Here is a 15,304-nt window from a genome sequence, read left to right on the forward strand (position 1 = left end):
CCCTACGCGGCCTTTTCCTTGGCCTTGCGCGGCAGATGCGCGACGATGTTCTCGATGATGCGCATGCCGGCATTTTGCCCGAGCGTCATGATCGATTCCGGATGGAACTGCACGGCGGCGATCGGCTCCTTGCGATGCTCGAAGGCCATTATGATGCCGTCTTCGGTCTCGGCGGTGACGACGAAATCGTCCGGCAGGCGCACCGGATCGGCGAAGATCGAATGGTAGCGGCCGACCGTCACTTCCTTCGGCAACCCAGAGAAGATGATGCCGGGCTTCGAGACGCGGATGCGCGAGGGTTTGCCGTGCATCGGGATGTGCAGTTGCCTCAACTCGCCGCCATAGGCTTCGGCCAGCGCCTGCAGGCCCAGGCAGACGCCGAAGACCGGCAGGTCGCGAGCGCGCGCCCTTTTGATGGTGGCGGCGCAATCGAAATCCTTCGGCGTGCCCGGTCCGGGCGACAGCACGACGAGATCGGGCTTCAGCCTCTCGAAGACCTCTTCGGGCACCGGGGTGCGCACGGTGGAAACATTGGCGCCGGTCTGGCGGAAATAGTTGGCCAGAGTGTGAACGAAAGAGTCCTCGTGGTCGACGAGCAGGATGTTGACGCCGTCGCCGACGCGCGCGGTGGTGCGTTCAGTGCCTGCGGCGTTGCCGGTCTTGGCGTCGCGGATGGCGGAGAGCATGGCGGATGCCTTCAGTTCGGTTTCGGCTTCTTCTTCCTCTGGAACGCTGTCGAAGAGCAATGTGGCGCCGGCGCGCACTTCGGCGATGCCGTCCTTGATGCGGATGGTGCGCAGCGTCAGACCGGTGTTCATGTCGCCGTTGAAGTTGACCATGCCGATGGCGCCGCCATACCAGGCCCGCGGGCTCTTCTCGTTCTGCTCGATGAAGCGCATGGCCCAGAGCTTCGGCGCGCCGGTGACGGTGACCGCCCAGGCGTGCGACAGGAAGGCGTCGAAGGCGTCCATGCCTTCGCGCAGCCGCCCCTCGATGTGGTCGACGGTGTGGATCAGGCGCGAATACATCTCGATCTGGCGGCGGCCGATGACGCGCACCGAGCCCGGCTCGCAGACGCGCGACTTGTCGTTGCGGTCGACGTCCGAGCACATGGTGAGCTCGGACTCGTCCTTCTTGGAGTTGAGCAGCTTGAGGATCTGCTCGCTGTCGGAGATCGCGTCGTCGCCGCGCTTGATGGTGCCGGAGATCGGGCAGGTCTCGACCCGGCGGCCGTTGACGCGCACGAACATCTCCGGCGAGGCGCCGATCAGATATTCGTTTTCGCCGAGATTGATGAAGAAGGAATAGGGCGAGGGATTGATCGACTTCAGCTTGCGGGAAATGTCGGAGGGCTGGGTCTCGCAGCGCTCGTAGAACATCTGGCCGGGCACGACCTCGAACAGGTCGCCGCGCTTGAAGCTCTCCATGGCCCGGCGCACGAGGTTCGCGTATTCGCCCGGTTCGTGGTCGCCGCGCGGCGGGATGCGGTCGGCGGTCTTGAAGGGCTCGACATGGGCGTCGCGCGCCAAGCCTTCCGTCGAAAAACCTTCGCCGGAATAGTCGTAGCGGTCGGTCCAGGCCTTGGTCGAATAGTGGTCGACGACCAGAATCTCGTCAGGCAGGAAGAGCACCAGGTCGCGCTGGCTTTGCTTGCGCTCGAGCTTGTAGTCGACAGGGTCGAACTGGAAGGCGAGGTCGTAGCCGAAGGCGCCGTAAAGGCCGAGATTGGCGTCCTCGGCGGTCTTGAACAAAGCGGTGATGGCGCGCAGCACCGTGAAAACGGACGGAACGCGACTGCGCTCCTCTTCGGTGAAGACGCGGCCCGGCCTGGCGACATCGAAGCGGATGAGCTTTTTCGAGGCCTCGGCGATCGTCACCTCGCTCAACGCTGCGAGCGTCTTGCCGATCACCGGCAACAGTGCTTCGCCACGGGCGTTCAGCGCCTCGATGCGCACAGCGCGGCCGCGCGCCGAGATCACTAGCGGCGGGTCGATGATGGCCGTGTCCCAGCGCGTGTATCGGCCCGGATATTCGTAGTTGGAGGAAAACACCGCGCCGCGGCGGGAATTCAGGCCATCGACATAGGCATCGATCGCGCCCTCATAGGGCCTGTCATGGCGCTCGCGGGTGATCGTCACCCCGCCCGCGGTGACGAAGCGCTCGGCCCCGTTGTCCAGAACTTTAGTCGTCATTGCCGTCTCCATCAGCGTTTTGGGCAACGGACCCGGGAATGGCTTGAAAAAACAAATGGCCGCCCGGACATTCCGTTGCGGCCACCCTCTCTTTACGCACGCGCGTTCGAACCGGCCGCTGTCAGCGAGCCCACCACCAAACGGTCTTGTTCGAACGCATGTTCATGGCGACTCCCATAGCGGCGAATGGCGACCCGCGCAACTGGATTTCGTGGAGACGGTGAAGAGGGCGGCCTTTGTTTGGTGCATGTCGTTCGCCTAAACCGCAGCGCAGTTTGGGCGACATGCGTTAGTCCTCAAGCGTGCCGGAGCGCGCGTCGTCGCTTCGCTTGTCGCCTGCCAGCTTCAGCAAATCCTCGCCGGCGCGGATGATGCGGCGGGAACGCCGGGTCAGGATGAAACCCGACTGCGGCGCGAAGACCTCGGTGCGGCCGCCGACTTCGCCGGGCGCGTGGACGATCGTCGCCAGCCTGTCGCCCTTGGCGACGCGGTCACCCGGCTTGACGTCGTAAAGGATGGCGCCGGCCCTGGGCGAGGGCATCATGTCGATGTTTTCCAGCGGCACGACGGCGCCGGTGAAGCTGCTCGCTTTCAGAACGGACGGATCCTGTACCACGCCACGCGTGACCAAGAGTCGATAGAGCCCTTGGGCATCGGACGCGGCCAAGGCGCCGTCGACGTCGAGCATGCCGCGATATTCGACCGTGGTGGCGACGCGCCGGTCGAAGCGCGACACACTTGCCGGCACATTCTGATAGGGCATGATCGAGGCGCCTTCGAAGGTGCCGCTGCTGTCCTCGTTCCATAACAAGACGGCATCGACGCCCATGGCCGCCGCGCAGTCGGCCATCGCCGGCCACAGGCTGGCGTGGATGTAGAGATAGGCAAGGCCTTCGTCGTCGCAATGGAGATCGAGCACGATGTCGCGGCCAAGCGAGAGCTCGACGAGCCGGTGCTTCAGCCGGCGGTCGGCGCCGCCGAGGCTGACGTCCGGCAAAAGCTCGGCGTGCGGCGCTGCAAGCAGCGGGAAGGCACGGTTGAAATTGGTGCGGGTACCGAGATTGAAGCGGCCCTGGTGCTCGCCGAAATGATATTGCGCCCGGCCGATCGGATTGGCCCACGGCACGACGGTGATGGCGCCCCTGATGCGGCTCTCGGCCTCGGCCTTGGTCAGCATCGGCATCAGCGCGTCGATGGCGACGACGCCCGGCAATTCGCCGGCATGCAGGGCGGCCTGGAGATAGGCGGTCGGAGCCGACTTGTCCGCGCCCTCGAAGCGGAAAACCGGGAATTCGTAAGCAACGCCTTCGCTGTCGCCGGCGATGCGCTCGATCGTCTTCTGCATGAGGTGCCTCCGATAGAGAGGCCAGACATGCATGTTTGCGGCTCGACTGTCGAGTGGTCCAGCCGGGCCGGGCTGTCGGCTCAGACTGTTACCCGGCGGGCGGATCTGCGGCGCTGTGCACGGTTGAGCGCCAGCGCAGCCCAGCGGCCTGAGGCGGCTTATCCAGCCTCAGGCCAGCGGCTTCAGTTCCTGGGCAATGGTCGGCAGCAGCTCCGAGACATTGGGGTGGATGTGCATGGCGCGCGCCAGCGTCGAGATCGGCGCTTTGGCGTACATGAGGTCGAGCACCGAGTGGATCGCCTCGTCGCCGCCCGGGCCGAGGACCGAGCAGCCGAGGATTTCGCCGGTGTCGGCATCGGCCAGGATCTTCATGAAACCCTGCGTCTCGCCCTTTTCGACGGCGCGGCCGACACGGGTCATCGGCCGCTGGCCGATCAGCGCTCGGCGGCCGGATTTCTTCACCGCCGCCTCCGTCATGCCGCAGCGGCCGAGCGGCGGATCGATGTAGAGCGCATAGGCCTCGATGCGGTCGCTGACCTTGCGTGGATCGTTGTCGAGCAGATTGGCGGCAACGATCTCGTAGTCGTTGTAGGAGGTATGGGTGAAGGCGCCCCTGCCGTTGCAATCGCCCATCGCCCAGATGCCGGGCACGCTGGTGCGCAGTTGGTCGTCGACGACGATGTAGCCGCGCTGGTCGACCTTGACGCCTGCCTTGTCGAGACCAAGATCGTCGGTGTTGGGGACGCGCCCAAGCGCGAGCAGCACATGCGAGCCGACCGCCGGCGGCTGGCCGGCGGAAAAGGTCACGGCGATCTCGTTGCCCTTCCTGGCAAAGCCGATGTCGTCGGCGCCGACATGGACGGCAATGTCTTCGTTTTCGAGGACGGACTGGATCGCGGCCGAGACGTCCTCGTCCTCGCGGCCGGCCAGCCGAAGCGCTTTCTCGATCACCGTGACCTCGGATCCGAAGCGGCGGAACATCTGCGCGAATTCGAGCGAGATGTAGCTGCCGCCGACGACGATAAGATGGCTGGGCAGCACATCGAGATCCATCATCGAGGAATTGGTGAGATAGCGGATGTCGTTGACGCCGGGCAGGTCAGGCACGGAGGCACGGCCGCCGGTGTTGAGGAAGATCTTTGGCGCGGTCAGCAGGTCGTCGCCGACGCGCACGGTGTCGGCGGATTCAAAACGGGCATGGCCGCGATAAAGCGCGCAGCCCTTCATTCCGGCGATCCAGCTTTCGAGATTGCCGCGGGCGTCGTTCGTGACCTTGTCCTTGCGCGCCTTGATCCTCTGATAGTCGACACCGACGGGACCGGAAAGCGCCACGCCATAGTCGGTCGCGCGGCGGGCTAGATGCGCGGCATAGGCGCTCGCCACCATTGTCTTGGTCGGCATGCAGCCGGTGTTGACGCAGGTGCCGCCGACGAATTTGCGCTCGATCAGCGCGACATTCATGCCGGCGGCCTCGAGCCGGCCGGCGAGCGGTGGACCGGCCTGGCCGGCACCGATGACGATGGCGTCGAAGCGCTTCGCCGTCATGCCACGGCCGCCACGATAAGCAGGCCGCCGATGATCGCGACCGCGTCCTCGATGAAGGCAGCCGGCGGATCCTTGCCGAAGGCGGCTGCCATGCGTGCACGAACTTCCGCGCCGCCCAGCGTGCCGATCACCGCGCCGATCGCGCCGGCGATCAGGCCGCCGATGGTGGCGCCGGCAGTGGCGCCGATCACCGCGCCGCAGAAGGCGCCAACGACGATGCGCGTGCCGAATTGCTGCGGCACCTTGCGACTCGGCGTCGACGGCAGCTGGTCGGCGATGAGCTCGACGATCGCCATGATGGTGAAGATGCCGACGGCGATCCAGTGGCCCATGAAGCTCGCCCAGGTGCCGCCGACCGGCAGCCAGCCGAGCCAGGCGCCCCAGGCGGTGACGGCAAGCGCCGTTCCGACACGCAGGCCGGTGACGACACCAATCAGCAATGCAAGAATGTAAAGCATGCTCGACCCCCCTCAAATTCAGGGCCTCGCACGGCCCCGAGACGTCAGGCTAGCATAGGCCGGGCTTTTGGCCACGGCTTTTCCCTAAAGCGCGTCGCGATCTTTCAGATTCGCTCCATGTGCTTTTAGGTTTTTGATTTTACGCATGTCTTTGTCCCGAAACCGGTTCCCACTTTCGGGAGACATGCTTTGGGGGCGGATTGTGCTTGGCAGCAGGCGGCATCGGAGGAGCGGACATGACAAGCGAGCGCATGAAGATGGCGGCGGGCGAATGGTACACCTGCCTCGACCCGGAGCTGGAAGAGCTGCGCGATGCCGCTCGCGATGCCGTTTTCGAGCACAACGGGCTGCCGCCCCGGCAGCGCGGCGACATCGGTCCGGCGTTGGCTGCGCTGCTCGGCGGCGCGGGCGAGGGGGCACGCATCGAGGCGCCGTTCCACTGCGCCTACGGCTTCAACCTGTTCCTCGGCGACGGCGTCTTCCTCAATGCCGGCTGCACCATCCTCGATACTGCGCCGGTCCGCATCGGCAAGAGGACGATGCTCGGGCCCAATGTGCAGATCTATTGCGCCGAACATCACCGCGAAGCCGCCGGCCGACGCGCCGGCCTGGAGATCGCGAAGCCGGTGACGATCGGCGACGACGCCTGGATCGGCGGCAGCGCGGTGATCCTCGCCGGCGTCAGCATCGGCAACGGCGCCACCGTCGGTGCTGGTGCGGTGGTGACACGCGACGTGCCGGCCAATGCGATCGTCGTCGGCAATCCGGCGCGGGCGGTCACACGCCGTTGAGGGCGACCTGAACGCTCCAGTATTTGTTCTTACGCAATTCCGGACGCAAAACCGCTCAGCACCTTTCCTGGAATTGCTCTTGAGAATTCGCGCCGATACTGCATGGGCGAGGTCTTGAGCCGCGCGGCGAAATGCTGGCGCAGCGAGGTCGCGCTGCCGAAGCCGGCCTCGAAGGCCACCATATCCATCGACTTGTCCGTCTGCTCCAGCAGCCTCTGCGCCAGCGCCACGCGCTGGTCGGCCAGCCAGTCGCCGAAGCTGGTGCCGGTCGTCTTCTGGAAGCGGCGCGTGAAGGTGCGGCGGGTAAGGCCTGCCGCTTCGGCGACGTTGTCCAGGCTGTGGGTTTCGCCGAGCGTTGCCCGCACGTCGTCGAGAGCCTTGGCGAACCGGTCGACGCTCGGCGTCGGCGCGAGCGGGCGTTCGATGAACTGAGCCTGTCCGCCTTGCCGGTGCGGCGAGAGCACGACGTGGCGGGCAAGCCGAAGCGCTGCCTCGGCGCCGTAGCGAGCCCGCACGATGTGCAGACAGCAGTCGAGACCCGCAGCGACGCCGGCGGAGGTGACGATATCGCCTTCATCGACATAGAGCACGTCGGCGTCGACAGCGATGTCGGGGTGAATGGCCTTGAGCTGATCGGTATAGGCCCAATGTGTGGTCGCCTTGCGTCCCGCCAGCAATCCGGCGGCGGCGATGGCGAAGGTGCCGAGGCACAGGCCCACGATCAGCGCGCCGCGTTCATGCGCCCGTTCGAGCGCTTGCTTGAGCGGCGCGGCCAGAGGGGCGTCGAGATCCTTCCAACTCGGAATGATGACGATATCAGCGTCGTCAAGCGCCGAAAGATCGTGCGGGACCGAAATGCTCAGACCGGCATCGGTATGAATAGGCCCTTGTTCGACTGCGCAGACGCGGAAGTCGAAGCGCGGCAGGCCAAGCTTCGTGCGGTCCGCGCCGAACACAAGGCAAGGCACGGAGAGGTGGAAGGGACTGATGCCATCGAAGGCGACGGCGGCAATGATCGGATTGCGCATGGCAGGGCAGACACCATTAGGTTGGGTTGAGTGTCCCAATTCTTTCGAATAATGTCAAGCGGGCCACTTTCTATGTGTCGATGTTCGACTAGCTTTGCGCCCATCAACCCGGTCGAAAGGAAATCGCCATGTCAGTACCAGCCACCCAGCCGCGCCGCGCGCTCGTCGTCGTCGACGTCCAGAACGACTATAACGGCGGCAATCTCGCCATCCAGCATCCGCCCTTCGCCGACAGCGTCGCCAACGTGGCGCGCGCCATGGACGCCGCGGCGGCGGCCGGCATCAAGATCGTCGTCGTCAAGCAGATGGCGCCGGAGACCTCGCCGATCTTCGCCAAGGGCAGCCATGGCGGCGAACTGCACCCTGAGATCGCCCGGCGTGCCCGCGACCACTATGTCGAAAAGACGCTGCCCTCCGCCTTCACGGGCACGGATCTCGAGGACTGGCTGCGCACCAACCAGATCGATACGATCGCGGTCGTCGGCTACATGACGCATAATTGCGATCTGTCGACCATCATCCATGCCGTGCATATGGGGTTTGCCGTCGAGTTCCTCTCTGATGCCAGCGGCTCGGTTCCCTATGCCAACAGCGCCGGCTACGCGTCCGCCGAGGACATCCATCGCGTGGTGAGCGTCGTGCTGCAGTCGCGTTTCGCCGCGGTACTCAAGACCGCCGAATGGATCGATTGCCTGAAGACCGGCGCCCTGCCCGAACGCGACACCATCTATGCGTCGAACCAGCGGGCGCTGGCGCGCAACGCTGCCTAAAGCGCGTCGCGATCTTTCAGGTTCGCTCCATGCGCTTGGATTTTGATTTTACGCATGTCTTTGTCCCCGAAACCGGTCCCACTTCCGGGAGACATGCTTTAGGCCGGGCTGCCCGACACAACAAAGGCGCCGCAGCGATGCGGCGCTCTTGTTTCCATGGAGATGCTTCCAGCGATCGCGATTTATCGCGCCCGGCATTTCTTTTTCGGCAACCCGCTGCTCAAACAACGCCTCGCCAATCACAATTTTTGGCGTTGTGTTGAAGCAAATGGAAACCATGCAGAGAGTGATGTATTTCACAGACGTCACCGTCGTCTTGCCGCAAAATAGAATTTGAGCTTTAATTCAAGTTCGATTGGTAGGCTGTGGGGGCTGGCAATTGAAAGCGCGGGTTGCACGAAATGGGGTGGCCGCGGCGTTAGTTTGTGTTGCGACAGCCCTGCCGCGGCCTGCTTTCGCTCAAGTTCCCCCGCACGCTCCAGGGACAATCTGTTTTACTCCGAATTTCTGGTGTTGGGCGCAGCCTCCAGGCCCGCCTGGATCGCCCTGTGGATGCCCTAGTCCCTATGGCTTTGTGCCTGGGTGGCTTGGCTGAGGAGGTCGCTTGGCGCAAACGACACAAGCCGAAAGCGTCGAGGATCTGCTCTTGGAAGCGGATCGGCTTGTCGCGGAGGCGGCAAGCAAGGGGAGGCCGCGGAACGAGAAACTCATATCCGCGCGAGAAAAAGTTACGGCACTTCCGGCGGAGCAAAGAAAGATTGATCACGCTGATGTTATTGCGCTGAAAGCTGAGATAGAAGCGGCGCAGTTATCCTTGAATAGCGCTAACGACAACCTTGTCTCTCGAGGCATGGTCTATACCTGTATTTTTCTTTCAATGCTGCTCATGTTTCTGGTCGGATCTCTGTCTCTGGTATACAACAAGGGTGTCGCCTTGCTTTCAGAGGTGCAAACTTTGGCGGCACAGCAACCGGATCGCCGATTTGGTCAGCTGGAGCGGCAACTGCTTGTCGCCCAGGATGATCTGTTCTCCCCAGACCAGATGCAACTCGCGAGCCTTCCCGTTGAATTGGGTGGAAAGCCGGAAGACCCTAAGGTTCCAGCAAAAAGGCCGATCGACGAACTGGCGCGTGAATCATCCTACCTGACGCTGCACGAACTTCGCGATCTGAATTTCAAGCTGAAATCCCTGGAAACAAGAGTGGGCGACTTCGAGAATTTGTCAGCCTCGCCATTTCCGGGAGTGTTGAAGCTCGAAACCTTCGTCGGTACGGCGATGGCGAGCGGCCGGAATTTTGTCGGGGCATTCAAAACCGCGGACGTCACCACGGCCGGTCCGCCTTCACCTGAGAAGCCGGGCGGTGCCGGCAATGCAGAGGCCGCCAAGGAACCGTCTGCCGCAAACGATACCATGAACTTCTTTTGTCGGGCTCAACCGGCGGCGAAACTGCAAAACAAAGACGGCAAAAGCGTAGACGGCGCTACGACGCAAGCAACATCTGCGGCTGAGCCTGCGATGCAAGCCTCCGCCTCTCAGGTCCTTGGGATGGACATGAGAAAGATTGTCGATCAAGCCTGCAAGTATTCGCTGAACTATGTCTCGATGACGGTGCCATCGGTGGATTCGTGGGCTCTAAGGATAAAAGACGCCATCGATCCCTACGCCGTATGGATCTTGCCATGTCTTTATGCAGCCTTGGGCTCAATGATCTACTATATGAGACTTATTCTGGATACGACGCAACCAAATCCGCCGGTTTATCGCATAGCCCATCGTATGGCGCTGGCCGCGCTGGCTGGGATGATCCTGGCGTGGTTTTGGGGTCCGACGTTCGGCAGCAACAGCGAGTTCAAGTCCGTAGGTTTCGGCCTCTTCACCTTTGCTTTTATCGTTGGGTTCAGCATAGACATCTTTTTTGCGCTGCTCGACCGTCTGGTTTTCATCTCCACGAACGCGATCAGCAAATTCGGCGGGAATTAGCGATCGGTGAACCGCAAGGAACGGCAGCGCGAGTTGCCAATCCTTGCTTCAAGCCAAGGCGCCTTCATCGCAGTCGGTGGCCGGCATCAAGAAGGTCGTCCAAGTAAAAAGGGCGCCGCGATGAGGCGGCGCCCTTGGTCATTGTGTTCGAGCAATGCTTAGAACAGGCCTTCGATCTGACCTGCCTCGTTGAGGAAGATCTTTTCCGAGGACGGCGCCTTAGGCAGCCCCGGCATGGTCATGATCTCGCCGCAGATGATGACGACGAAGCCGGCGCCGGCCGAGAGTCTCACCTCGCGCACCGGCACGGTGTGGCCGGTCGGCGCGCCGCGCAGGTTCGGGTCGGTCGAGAACGAATACTGGGTCTTGGCCATGCAGACCGGCAGGTTGCCGTAGCCGGCCTGCTCCCAGGCATGCAGCTGGTCGCGGATCGACTTGTCGGCGATCGCCTCGTCGCCGCGATAGATGCGCTTGACGATGGTGTTGACCTTCTCGAATAGCGGCATCTCGTCGGGATAGAGCGGCGAGAACTGCGAGGCGCCCGATTCGGCGATCTCGACGACCTTCCGTGCGAGGTCCTCGATGCCGGCCGAGCCTTGCGCCCAGTGCTTGCACAGGATCGCCTCGGCGCCCTGCGCCTTGACGAAGTCCTTCATCGCCTGGATCTCGGTTTCGGTGTCGGTGGTGAAGTGGTTGATCGCGACGACTGCCGGGACGCCGAACTGCTTCACGTTCTCGATGTGGCGGCCGAGGTTGAGGCAGCCCTTCTTGACCGCCTCGATGTTCTCCTTGCCGAGGTCTTCCTTCTTGACGCCGCCATTCATCTTCATGGCGCGCACGGTGGCGACGATGACGGCCGCCGCCGGCTTCAAGCCCGCCTTGCGGCACTTGATGTCGAAGAACTTCTCGGCACCGAGATCGGCGCCGAAGCCGGCTTCGGTGACGACATAGTCGGCAAGCTTGAGCGCCGTCGTGGTGGCGACGACCGAGTTGCAGCCATGCGCGATGTTGGCGAACGGGCCGCCATGCACGAAGGCCGGGTTGTTCTCCAGCGTCTGCACGAGGTTGGGCTGGATGGCGTCCTTCAAGAGCACGGCCATGGCGCCGTCGGCCTTGAGGTCGCGGGCATAGACCGGCGACTTATCGCGGCGGTAGGCGACGATGATGTCGCCGAGGCGCTTCTCGAGGTCCTTGAGGTCGGTGGCGAGGCACAGGATCGCCATCACTTCCGAGGCGACGGTGATGTCGAAGCCGGCCTCGCGCGGGAAGCCGTTGGCGACGCCGCCGAGGGAGCAGAGGATCTCGCGCAGCGCCCGGTCGTTCATGTCCATGACGCGGCGCCAGGCGACGCGGCGGATGTCGATGCCGAGCTCGTTGCCCCAGTAGATGTGGTTGTCGATCAGCGCCGAAAGCAGGTTGTGGGCGGTGGTGATGGCGTGGAAGTCACCGGTGAAGTGGAGGTTCATGTCATCCATCGGCACGACCTGGGCCAGGCCGCCGCCGGCGGCGCCGCCCTTCATGCCGAAGTTCGGGCCGAGCGAGGCTTCGCGGATGCACACGATCGCCTTCTTGCCGATGCGGTTCAGGCCGTCGCCGAGGCCGACCGTGGTGGTCGTCTTGCCTTCGCCAGCAGGCGTCGGGTTGATGGCGGTGACCAGGATCAGCTTGCCGTCCTTGTTGCCCTTGACCGACTTGATGAACTCGGCCGAGACCTTCGCCTTGTCGTGGCCATAGGGCAGCAGATGCTCGTTGGGGATGCCGATCTTGGCGCCGATCTCCTGGATCGGTTTCTTCCTGGCGGCACGCGCGATCTCGATGTCGGACTTCACTTCGGCCATGACGGCTTTCCTCTGGAATAGTCGGTGGAGGGGAGGGGTTCGATCATTCGTGCATGCTCGAAACGCCGCCCGGACGCAAGGGCATGTTCTAACCCTGTCGCTGTCACGGCGTCAACTTCCATGCAACTATGTTTCCTGTTAAGAAAGAGATTGCTGTTCCAAGCCGACCTTCCCAGGGTCTTTGGCGCCCGGTCGTTGCGCCGTATAGAAGCCAGAGCGGGGATCGCTCCGCCGTCTCAAAACAGCCGCGCAATGCACGGAATGCGACAGAGGCGACGGCGCAAATCCGCCAGCGCCCGGCTGTGGCCGCAGCGTTACTGGCTGAGGACGTTGCTGATCTCGACCATATTGGAGCGCACGCGCAGGATATAGAAGCCCATGGTCGTCAGATGCGTCGGCAGAAGCCAGCCGTCCTCGCGGCCGTTGGCGATGATGAAAGGCTGGATGCGCAGCGCCGAGACGAACTGGGCGTCCATCGTGTCCCACAGGTTCTGCAGGTGCTTTTCCTTGATCACATCGTCGAAATCGGCCTGAGCGCCCTTCATCAGGCCGTAATAGCCGTAGAGCTGGCCAAAGGCGAACCAGAAGCGGTCGTCGGCGCGGAAGTCGAACCAGCCGTCATTATGGTTCTCGGCCCGTTCCTTGAGGATCGCCGAGGTCGAGCCGATGTCGGAAGAGATGCGGTCGATGTACTGCTTCAGATTGTCGGCACGGGCATCGAACGTCGCCTGGCAGGTAGCAAGGCGGGCATTGAAGGAGCGCAGCTTGCGCACCGCGTCGCGGTAGTAGCTCGGCGTCGGCGTCTTCGGACCGAACGGGTTGAGGCCGAAATACCAGGTGTATTCATCGAACTGCAGGTTGCCGCGCGCGTCCTGCAGATCGGCGTCGATCTGCGAGGTGGTGCGCACGCGCCCGAGATTGTCGGCAAGCTCGGTCGCGGTGCGGCGCACCGCCTGGTTGATGCCGCGCTGGAAGGAGGCCTTGTTGTCCATCCAGGGCGTATGGTCCCAGTCGATGCCGAACAGGCCAAGCTTGTAGAGGATCATCGACGAGATCCAGGCATTCTGGTTGACGTTGAAGTCGGTGAGATCCGCGGCCACCTGGGCGATCGCCGAGTTGCCGCAGGTCTTGGCCGTGTCGGTGCCGGCGCCGGCCGAGACCTGCTCGCCGGCCGACACGTTGCGCTTCTCGAAGGTGTATTTGTCGGGATAGTTCGGGTCGAAATTGTTCCACCACTGGGTGGCGTAGAAGAAGTTGGCATAGAGGCCGATCAGCACCAGAAGGGCGAGGCCGACCACGGCCTTGAGGATCCAGCCGCGCTGGCCGTACCACCGGCCGACCCACATGAACGGCCACAGGATGATGCCGACGACGAAGCCGATGCCGCGGCCGATCAATTGAAAAACCTGGGTGAAGAAATTCACGATCGGATCAAGCATGGCTCTCGTCACCCCCTCAGTCAGTCAAGCCGTAAAGGCGCGCGCGGAACGCCGCCTTATCCTTCAGATATGTGGTTTTCAGAACGTCCACAACATGCGATCGCCAGGCGTCGCTGAAGCCGTCGAAGTCCTTGTAGAAGCCTGGTTTGTTGAAGACGTAGCGCGAGGCGAAGTCCTGCGGCACGAAATCCGAGATAAGCTGGTTGGTGAGCCAGGCATCGTGATGATCGGGCCTGGCGCGCACGACCAGGAAGCGCTGGCGCGGCGGCACATCTTCCAGCTTCAGGTGACCGAACTGGGCGATCTCGCGCTTGGCGGCGTTGAGGAAGGGGAAGTTGCCGTCGCTGGCGATCAGGTCGGCATGGCCGTGGATCCAGGTCTGCAGCCAGACCTTGTCGACATCGGTCAGGTTGCGGTTGGGCTCGGCGTCGCGGATCAATGCCCGCACCACCATCTCGGCGCGATGCTCGAGATAGCCCGAGGCCTCGATCCAGGAGGCGCGCGGCAGGTCAAGGCGGCCGGTGGCGGCGAGGAAGCGGAACACCTTGTCGGCGTCGTTGATCGACAGATAGCTCACCTGCCAGGGCCGCGAGCGGCGGAAGCCTGGGGCGGAGGGATCGCTGATCACCGTCGTCATGTCAGGGTCGACGAAGACGTAGAGTCCGCCGAAATGGCTGGTCCAGTAGGCGTTGTGGCGAAAGATCACCTGGTCCGGGACCAGCGCGTTCTCGCGGATGTCGCCGCAGACCTTGGCGAGATCGACCATGCGCTCAAGCATGGCGTTGTCGCGCCAGGCGTCGGGCTCCTGCTTCAGCCGGTCGACGAGCTTGCCGAGCTCGGCCGCCTTGCCCAGCACGTCCTCGGCCGACAGCACCTTGAACTCGACCTGGTTGATCGACAGCAGGTCCTCGATGTCGTTGACCTTGGGGACGGAATCCTCGATCTCGCCGTAGATGACATCCTTGATGGTCAGCGCGTCGATGGCGCGCTGGTTCTTGGACATGAACTCGAACATCAACTGCGAGGTGTTGGAGAAAGCGGTGTGCACCACCGGCAGGTCGATCTGCGACGGCGTCAGGATGATGAAGCGGCGATTGACCTCGTTGGGATCGAGATAGTCGTAGTCGCCGCATTCCTCGGCGACCTCGGGCGAGAAGCCGGTGCGGTCAATCTGGAAGCTCTTCAGCTTGGTAGGCTCGAGGCCAAAGGCGACAAGTGCCTTGTTGTAGCGCTGGATGAGATGCGGCTCGTCGACGGCGAGCAGCCTGCCATAGATCAGCTCGTTATCGCGCAGGAGATCGGGTTTCTTGGCGGAGGTCATATGCGCGACCCCGCGGGGTTTTCCTGTATGGACGAAGGATAGAGCGCCAACGCTGGCGACCCCCTCTCCCCGTTCTTCACGGGGAGAGGGTAAGGGTGAGGGGCAGCGCGAACCGTCAAGGATATGTCTCCCCATAACCTTCGGCAGCAAAAAATCGAAGGTCGTGCGTATCGATGTGGCGCTCTAAACGCTGCTCGACGGCCGCCAGTATGGTCTCAAGCACGGCCTCCCTTTCTTTCAAAACGTCGATATTCCAAAAGCGGAGGATGGACCAGCCGGCCGACACCATGAAGCGATCGCGGATCTGATCGCGTTTGTTCGCGAAATGCTGGCTCCCATCGACTTCGACTACAAGTTGGCATTCCCTGCAAGCAAAGTCGGCGAAGTAGGGACCGATAGGAAATTGGCGCACGAATTTGTTGCCGTTCAGCCTGCGGTCACGCAGTTCGATCCAAAGTGCGTTTTCGGCGTCATTGTCTGACTGCCGCAATCGCCGCGCTCGCTTCGTCGTCTCGATTACCGGTCCACGCACGGCGCTGCCCCTCACCCTTACCCTCTCCCCGTGAAGGACGGGGAGAGGGGGGCGCCGACGTTGG

General features: G+C 63.0%; 13 protein-coding genes. 3 read left to right on the forward strand and 10 right to left on the reverse strand.

Annotation, left to right across the window (positions count from 1 at the left end; all coding sequences use genetic code 11):
* Positions 1 to 2: 2 nt before the first annotated feature.
* The 4 genes from EJ071_RS13275 to EJ071_RS13290 all read right to left on the reverse strand — a co-directional run bounded on the left by EJ071_RS13275 (position 3) and on the right by EJ071_RS13290 (position 5,540).
* Positions 3 to 2,192 (reverse strand): anthranilate synthase, encoded by a 2,190-nt coding sequence (locus EJ071_RS13275; protein ID WP_126098273.1) that lies wholly within the window; start codon positions 2,190 to 2,192, stop codon positions 3 to 5.
* A 289-nt stretch (positions 2,193 to 2,481) separates the two neighbouring features.
* Complete coding sequence (locus tag EJ071_RS13280) at positions 2,482 to 3,537, reverse strand: succinylglutamate desuccinylase/aspartoacylase family protein (protein ID WP_126098274.1); 1,056 nt, start codon at positions 3,535 to 3,537, stop codon at positions 2,482 to 2,484.
* A gap of 168 nt (positions 3,538 to 3,705) precedes the next feature.
* Complete coding sequence (locus tag EJ071_RS13285; RefSeq protein ID WP_126098275.1) at positions 3,706 to 5,082, reverse strand: FAD-containing oxidoreductase; 1,377 nt, start codon at positions 5,080 to 5,082, stop codon at positions 3,706 to 3,708.
* Positions 5,079 to 5,540 carry a DUF4126 domain-containing protein gene (locus tag EJ071_RS13290; RefSeq protein WP_126098276.1) on the reverse strand — a complete coding sequence of 154 codons (462 nt, stop codon included), beginning with the start codon at positions 5,538 to 5,540 and terminating at the stop codon, positions 5,079 to 5,081. Before EJ071_RS13290 ends, EJ071_RS13285 begins: the two co-directional genes overlap by 4 nt.
* Before the next feature lie 236 nt (positions 5,541 to 5,776).
* Here EJ071_RS13290 and EJ071_RS13295 point away from each other — a divergent pair, with 236 nt between their 5' ends.
* Entirely contained in the window at positions 5,777 to 6,331 is a 555-nt protein-coding gene (locus tag EJ071_RS13295) for a sugar O-acetyltransferase (RefSeq protein ID WP_126098277.1), read from the forward strand.
* Between the two features lie 29 nt (positions 6,332 to 6,360).
* On the opposite strand, the gene EJ071_RS13300 is transcribed toward EJ071_RS13295, so the two are convergent.
* Positions 6,361 to 7,359: a helix-turn-helix domain-containing protein gene (locus EJ071_RS13300; protein ID WP_126098278.1), complete on the reverse strand. Its 999-nt coding sequence runs from the start codon at positions 7,357 to 7,359 to the stop codon at positions 6,361 to 6,363.
* A 128-nt stretch (positions 7,360 to 7,487) separates the two neighbouring features.
* Between EJ071_RS13300 and EJ071_RS13305 the strand changes: the two genes are divergently transcribed.
* On the forward strand, positions 7,488 to 8,129 hold the full coding sequence (locus tag EJ071_RS13305; protein ID WP_126098279.1) for a cysteine hydrolase family protein: 642 nt from the start codon (positions 7,488 to 7,490) through the stop codon (positions 8,127 to 8,129).
* 48 nt (positions 8,130 to 8,177) lie between these two features.
* Here EJ071_RS13305 and EJ071_RS13310 read toward each other — a convergent pair whose 3' ends face one another.
* Complete coding sequence (locus EJ071_RS13310) at positions 8,178 to 8,429, reverse strand: hypothetical protein (protein ID WP_126098280.1); 252 nt, start codon at positions 8,427 to 8,429, stop codon at positions 8,178 to 8,180.
* 304 nt (positions 8,430 to 8,733) lie between these two features.
* On the opposite strand from EJ071_RS13310, the gene EJ071_RS13315 reads away from it, so the two are divergent.
* Positions 8,734 to 10,110 (forward strand): hypothetical protein, encoded by a 1,377-nt coding sequence (locus EJ071_RS13315; RefSeq protein ID WP_126098281.1) that lies wholly within the window; start codon positions 8,734 to 8,736, stop codon positions 10,108 to 10,110.
* Positions 10,111 to 10,268: 158 nt separating this feature from the next.
* Here EJ071_RS13315 and EJ071_RS13320 read toward each other — a convergent pair whose 3' ends face one another.
* The 4 genes from EJ071_RS13320 to EJ071_RS13335 all read right to left on the reverse strand — a co-directional run bounded on the left by EJ071_RS13320 (position 10,269) and on the right by EJ071_RS13335 (position 15,240).
* Positions 10,269 to 11,948: a formate--tetrahydrofolate ligase gene (locus EJ071_RS13320; RefSeq protein WP_126098282.1), complete on the reverse strand. Its 1,680-nt coding sequence runs from the start codon at positions 11,946 to 11,948 to the stop codon at positions 10,269 to 10,271.
* 314 nt (positions 11,949 to 12,262) lie between these two features.
* On the reverse strand, positions 12,263 to 13,387 hold the full coding sequence (locus EJ071_RS13325) for a DUF2333 family protein (RefSeq protein ID WP_126098283.1): 1,125 nt from the start codon (positions 13,385 to 13,387) through the stop codon (positions 12,263 to 12,265).
* A 16-nt stretch (positions 13,388 to 13,403) separates the two neighbouring features.
* Positions 13,404 to 14,708: a DUF6638 family protein gene (locus tag EJ071_RS13330; RefSeq protein ID WP_126098284.1), complete on the reverse strand. Its 1,305-nt coding sequence runs from the start codon at positions 14,706 to 14,708 to the stop codon at positions 13,404 to 13,406.
* Positions 14,709 to 14,823: 115 nt separating this feature from the next.
* Positions 14,824 to 15,240 carry a DUF559 domain-containing protein gene (locus EJ071_RS13335; RefSeq protein ID WP_245460324.1) on the reverse strand — a complete coding sequence of 139 codons (417 nt, stop codon included), beginning with the start codon at positions 15,238 to 15,240 and terminating at the stop codon, positions 14,824 to 14,826.
* Positions 15,241 to 15,304: the final 64 nt, after the last annotated feature.

Origin of the sequence: Mesorhizobium sp. M1B.F.Ca.ET.045.04.1.1 (genome assembly GCF_003952465.1) — a bacterium.
In the GTDB taxonomy this organism is placed as follows: Bacteria; Pseudomonadota; Alphaproteobacteria; order Rhizobiales; family Rhizobiaceae; genus Mesorhizobium; species Mesorhizobium shonense.

What these genes read in the sequence shown, in the direction of transcription:
- EJ071_RS13285 (WP_126098275.1), bottom strand. Translation starts at nt 5,082, where the DNA reads ATGACGGCGAAGCGCTTCGACGCCATCGTCATCGGTGCCGGCCAGGCC.
- EJ071_RS13290 (WP_126098276.1), bottom strand. Translation starts at nt 5,540, where the DNA reads ATGCTTTACATTCTTGCATTGCTGATTGGTGTCGTCACCGGCCTGCGT.
- EJ071_RS13305 (WP_126098279.1), top strand. Translation starts at nt 7,488, where the DNA reads ATGTCAGTACCAGCCACCCAGCCGCGCCGCGCGCTCGTCGTCGTCGAC.
- EJ071_RS13275 (WP_126098273.1), bottom strand. Translation starts at nt 2,192, where the DNA reads ATGACGACTAAAGTTCTGGACAACGGGGCCGAGCGCTTCGTCACCGCG.
- EJ071_RS13320 (WP_126098282.1), bottom strand. Translation starts at nt 11,948, where the DNA reads ATGGCCGAAGTGAAGTCCGACATCGAGATCGCGCGTGCCGCCAGGAAG.
- EJ071_RS13300 (WP_126098278.1), bottom strand. Translation starts at nt 7,359, where the DNA reads ATGCGCAATCCGATCATTGCCGCCGTCGCCTTCGATGGCATCAGTCCC.
- EJ071_RS13330 (WP_126098284.1), bottom strand. Translation starts at nt 14,708, where the DNA reads ATGACCTCCGCCAAGAAACCCGATCTCCTGCGCGATAACGAGCTGATC.
- EJ071_RS13325 (WP_126098283.1), bottom strand. Translation starts at nt 13,387, where the DNA reads ATGCTTGATCCGATCGTGAATTTCTTCACCCAGGTTTTTCAATTGATC.
- EJ071_RS13295 (WP_126098277.1), top strand. Translation starts at nt 5,777, where the DNA reads ATGACAAGCGAGCGCATGAAGATGGCGGCGGGCGAATGGTACACCTGC.
- EJ071_RS13280 (WP_126098274.1), bottom strand. Translation starts at nt 3,537, where the DNA reads ATGCAGAAGACGATCGAGCGCATCGCCGGCGACAGCGAAGGCGTTGCT.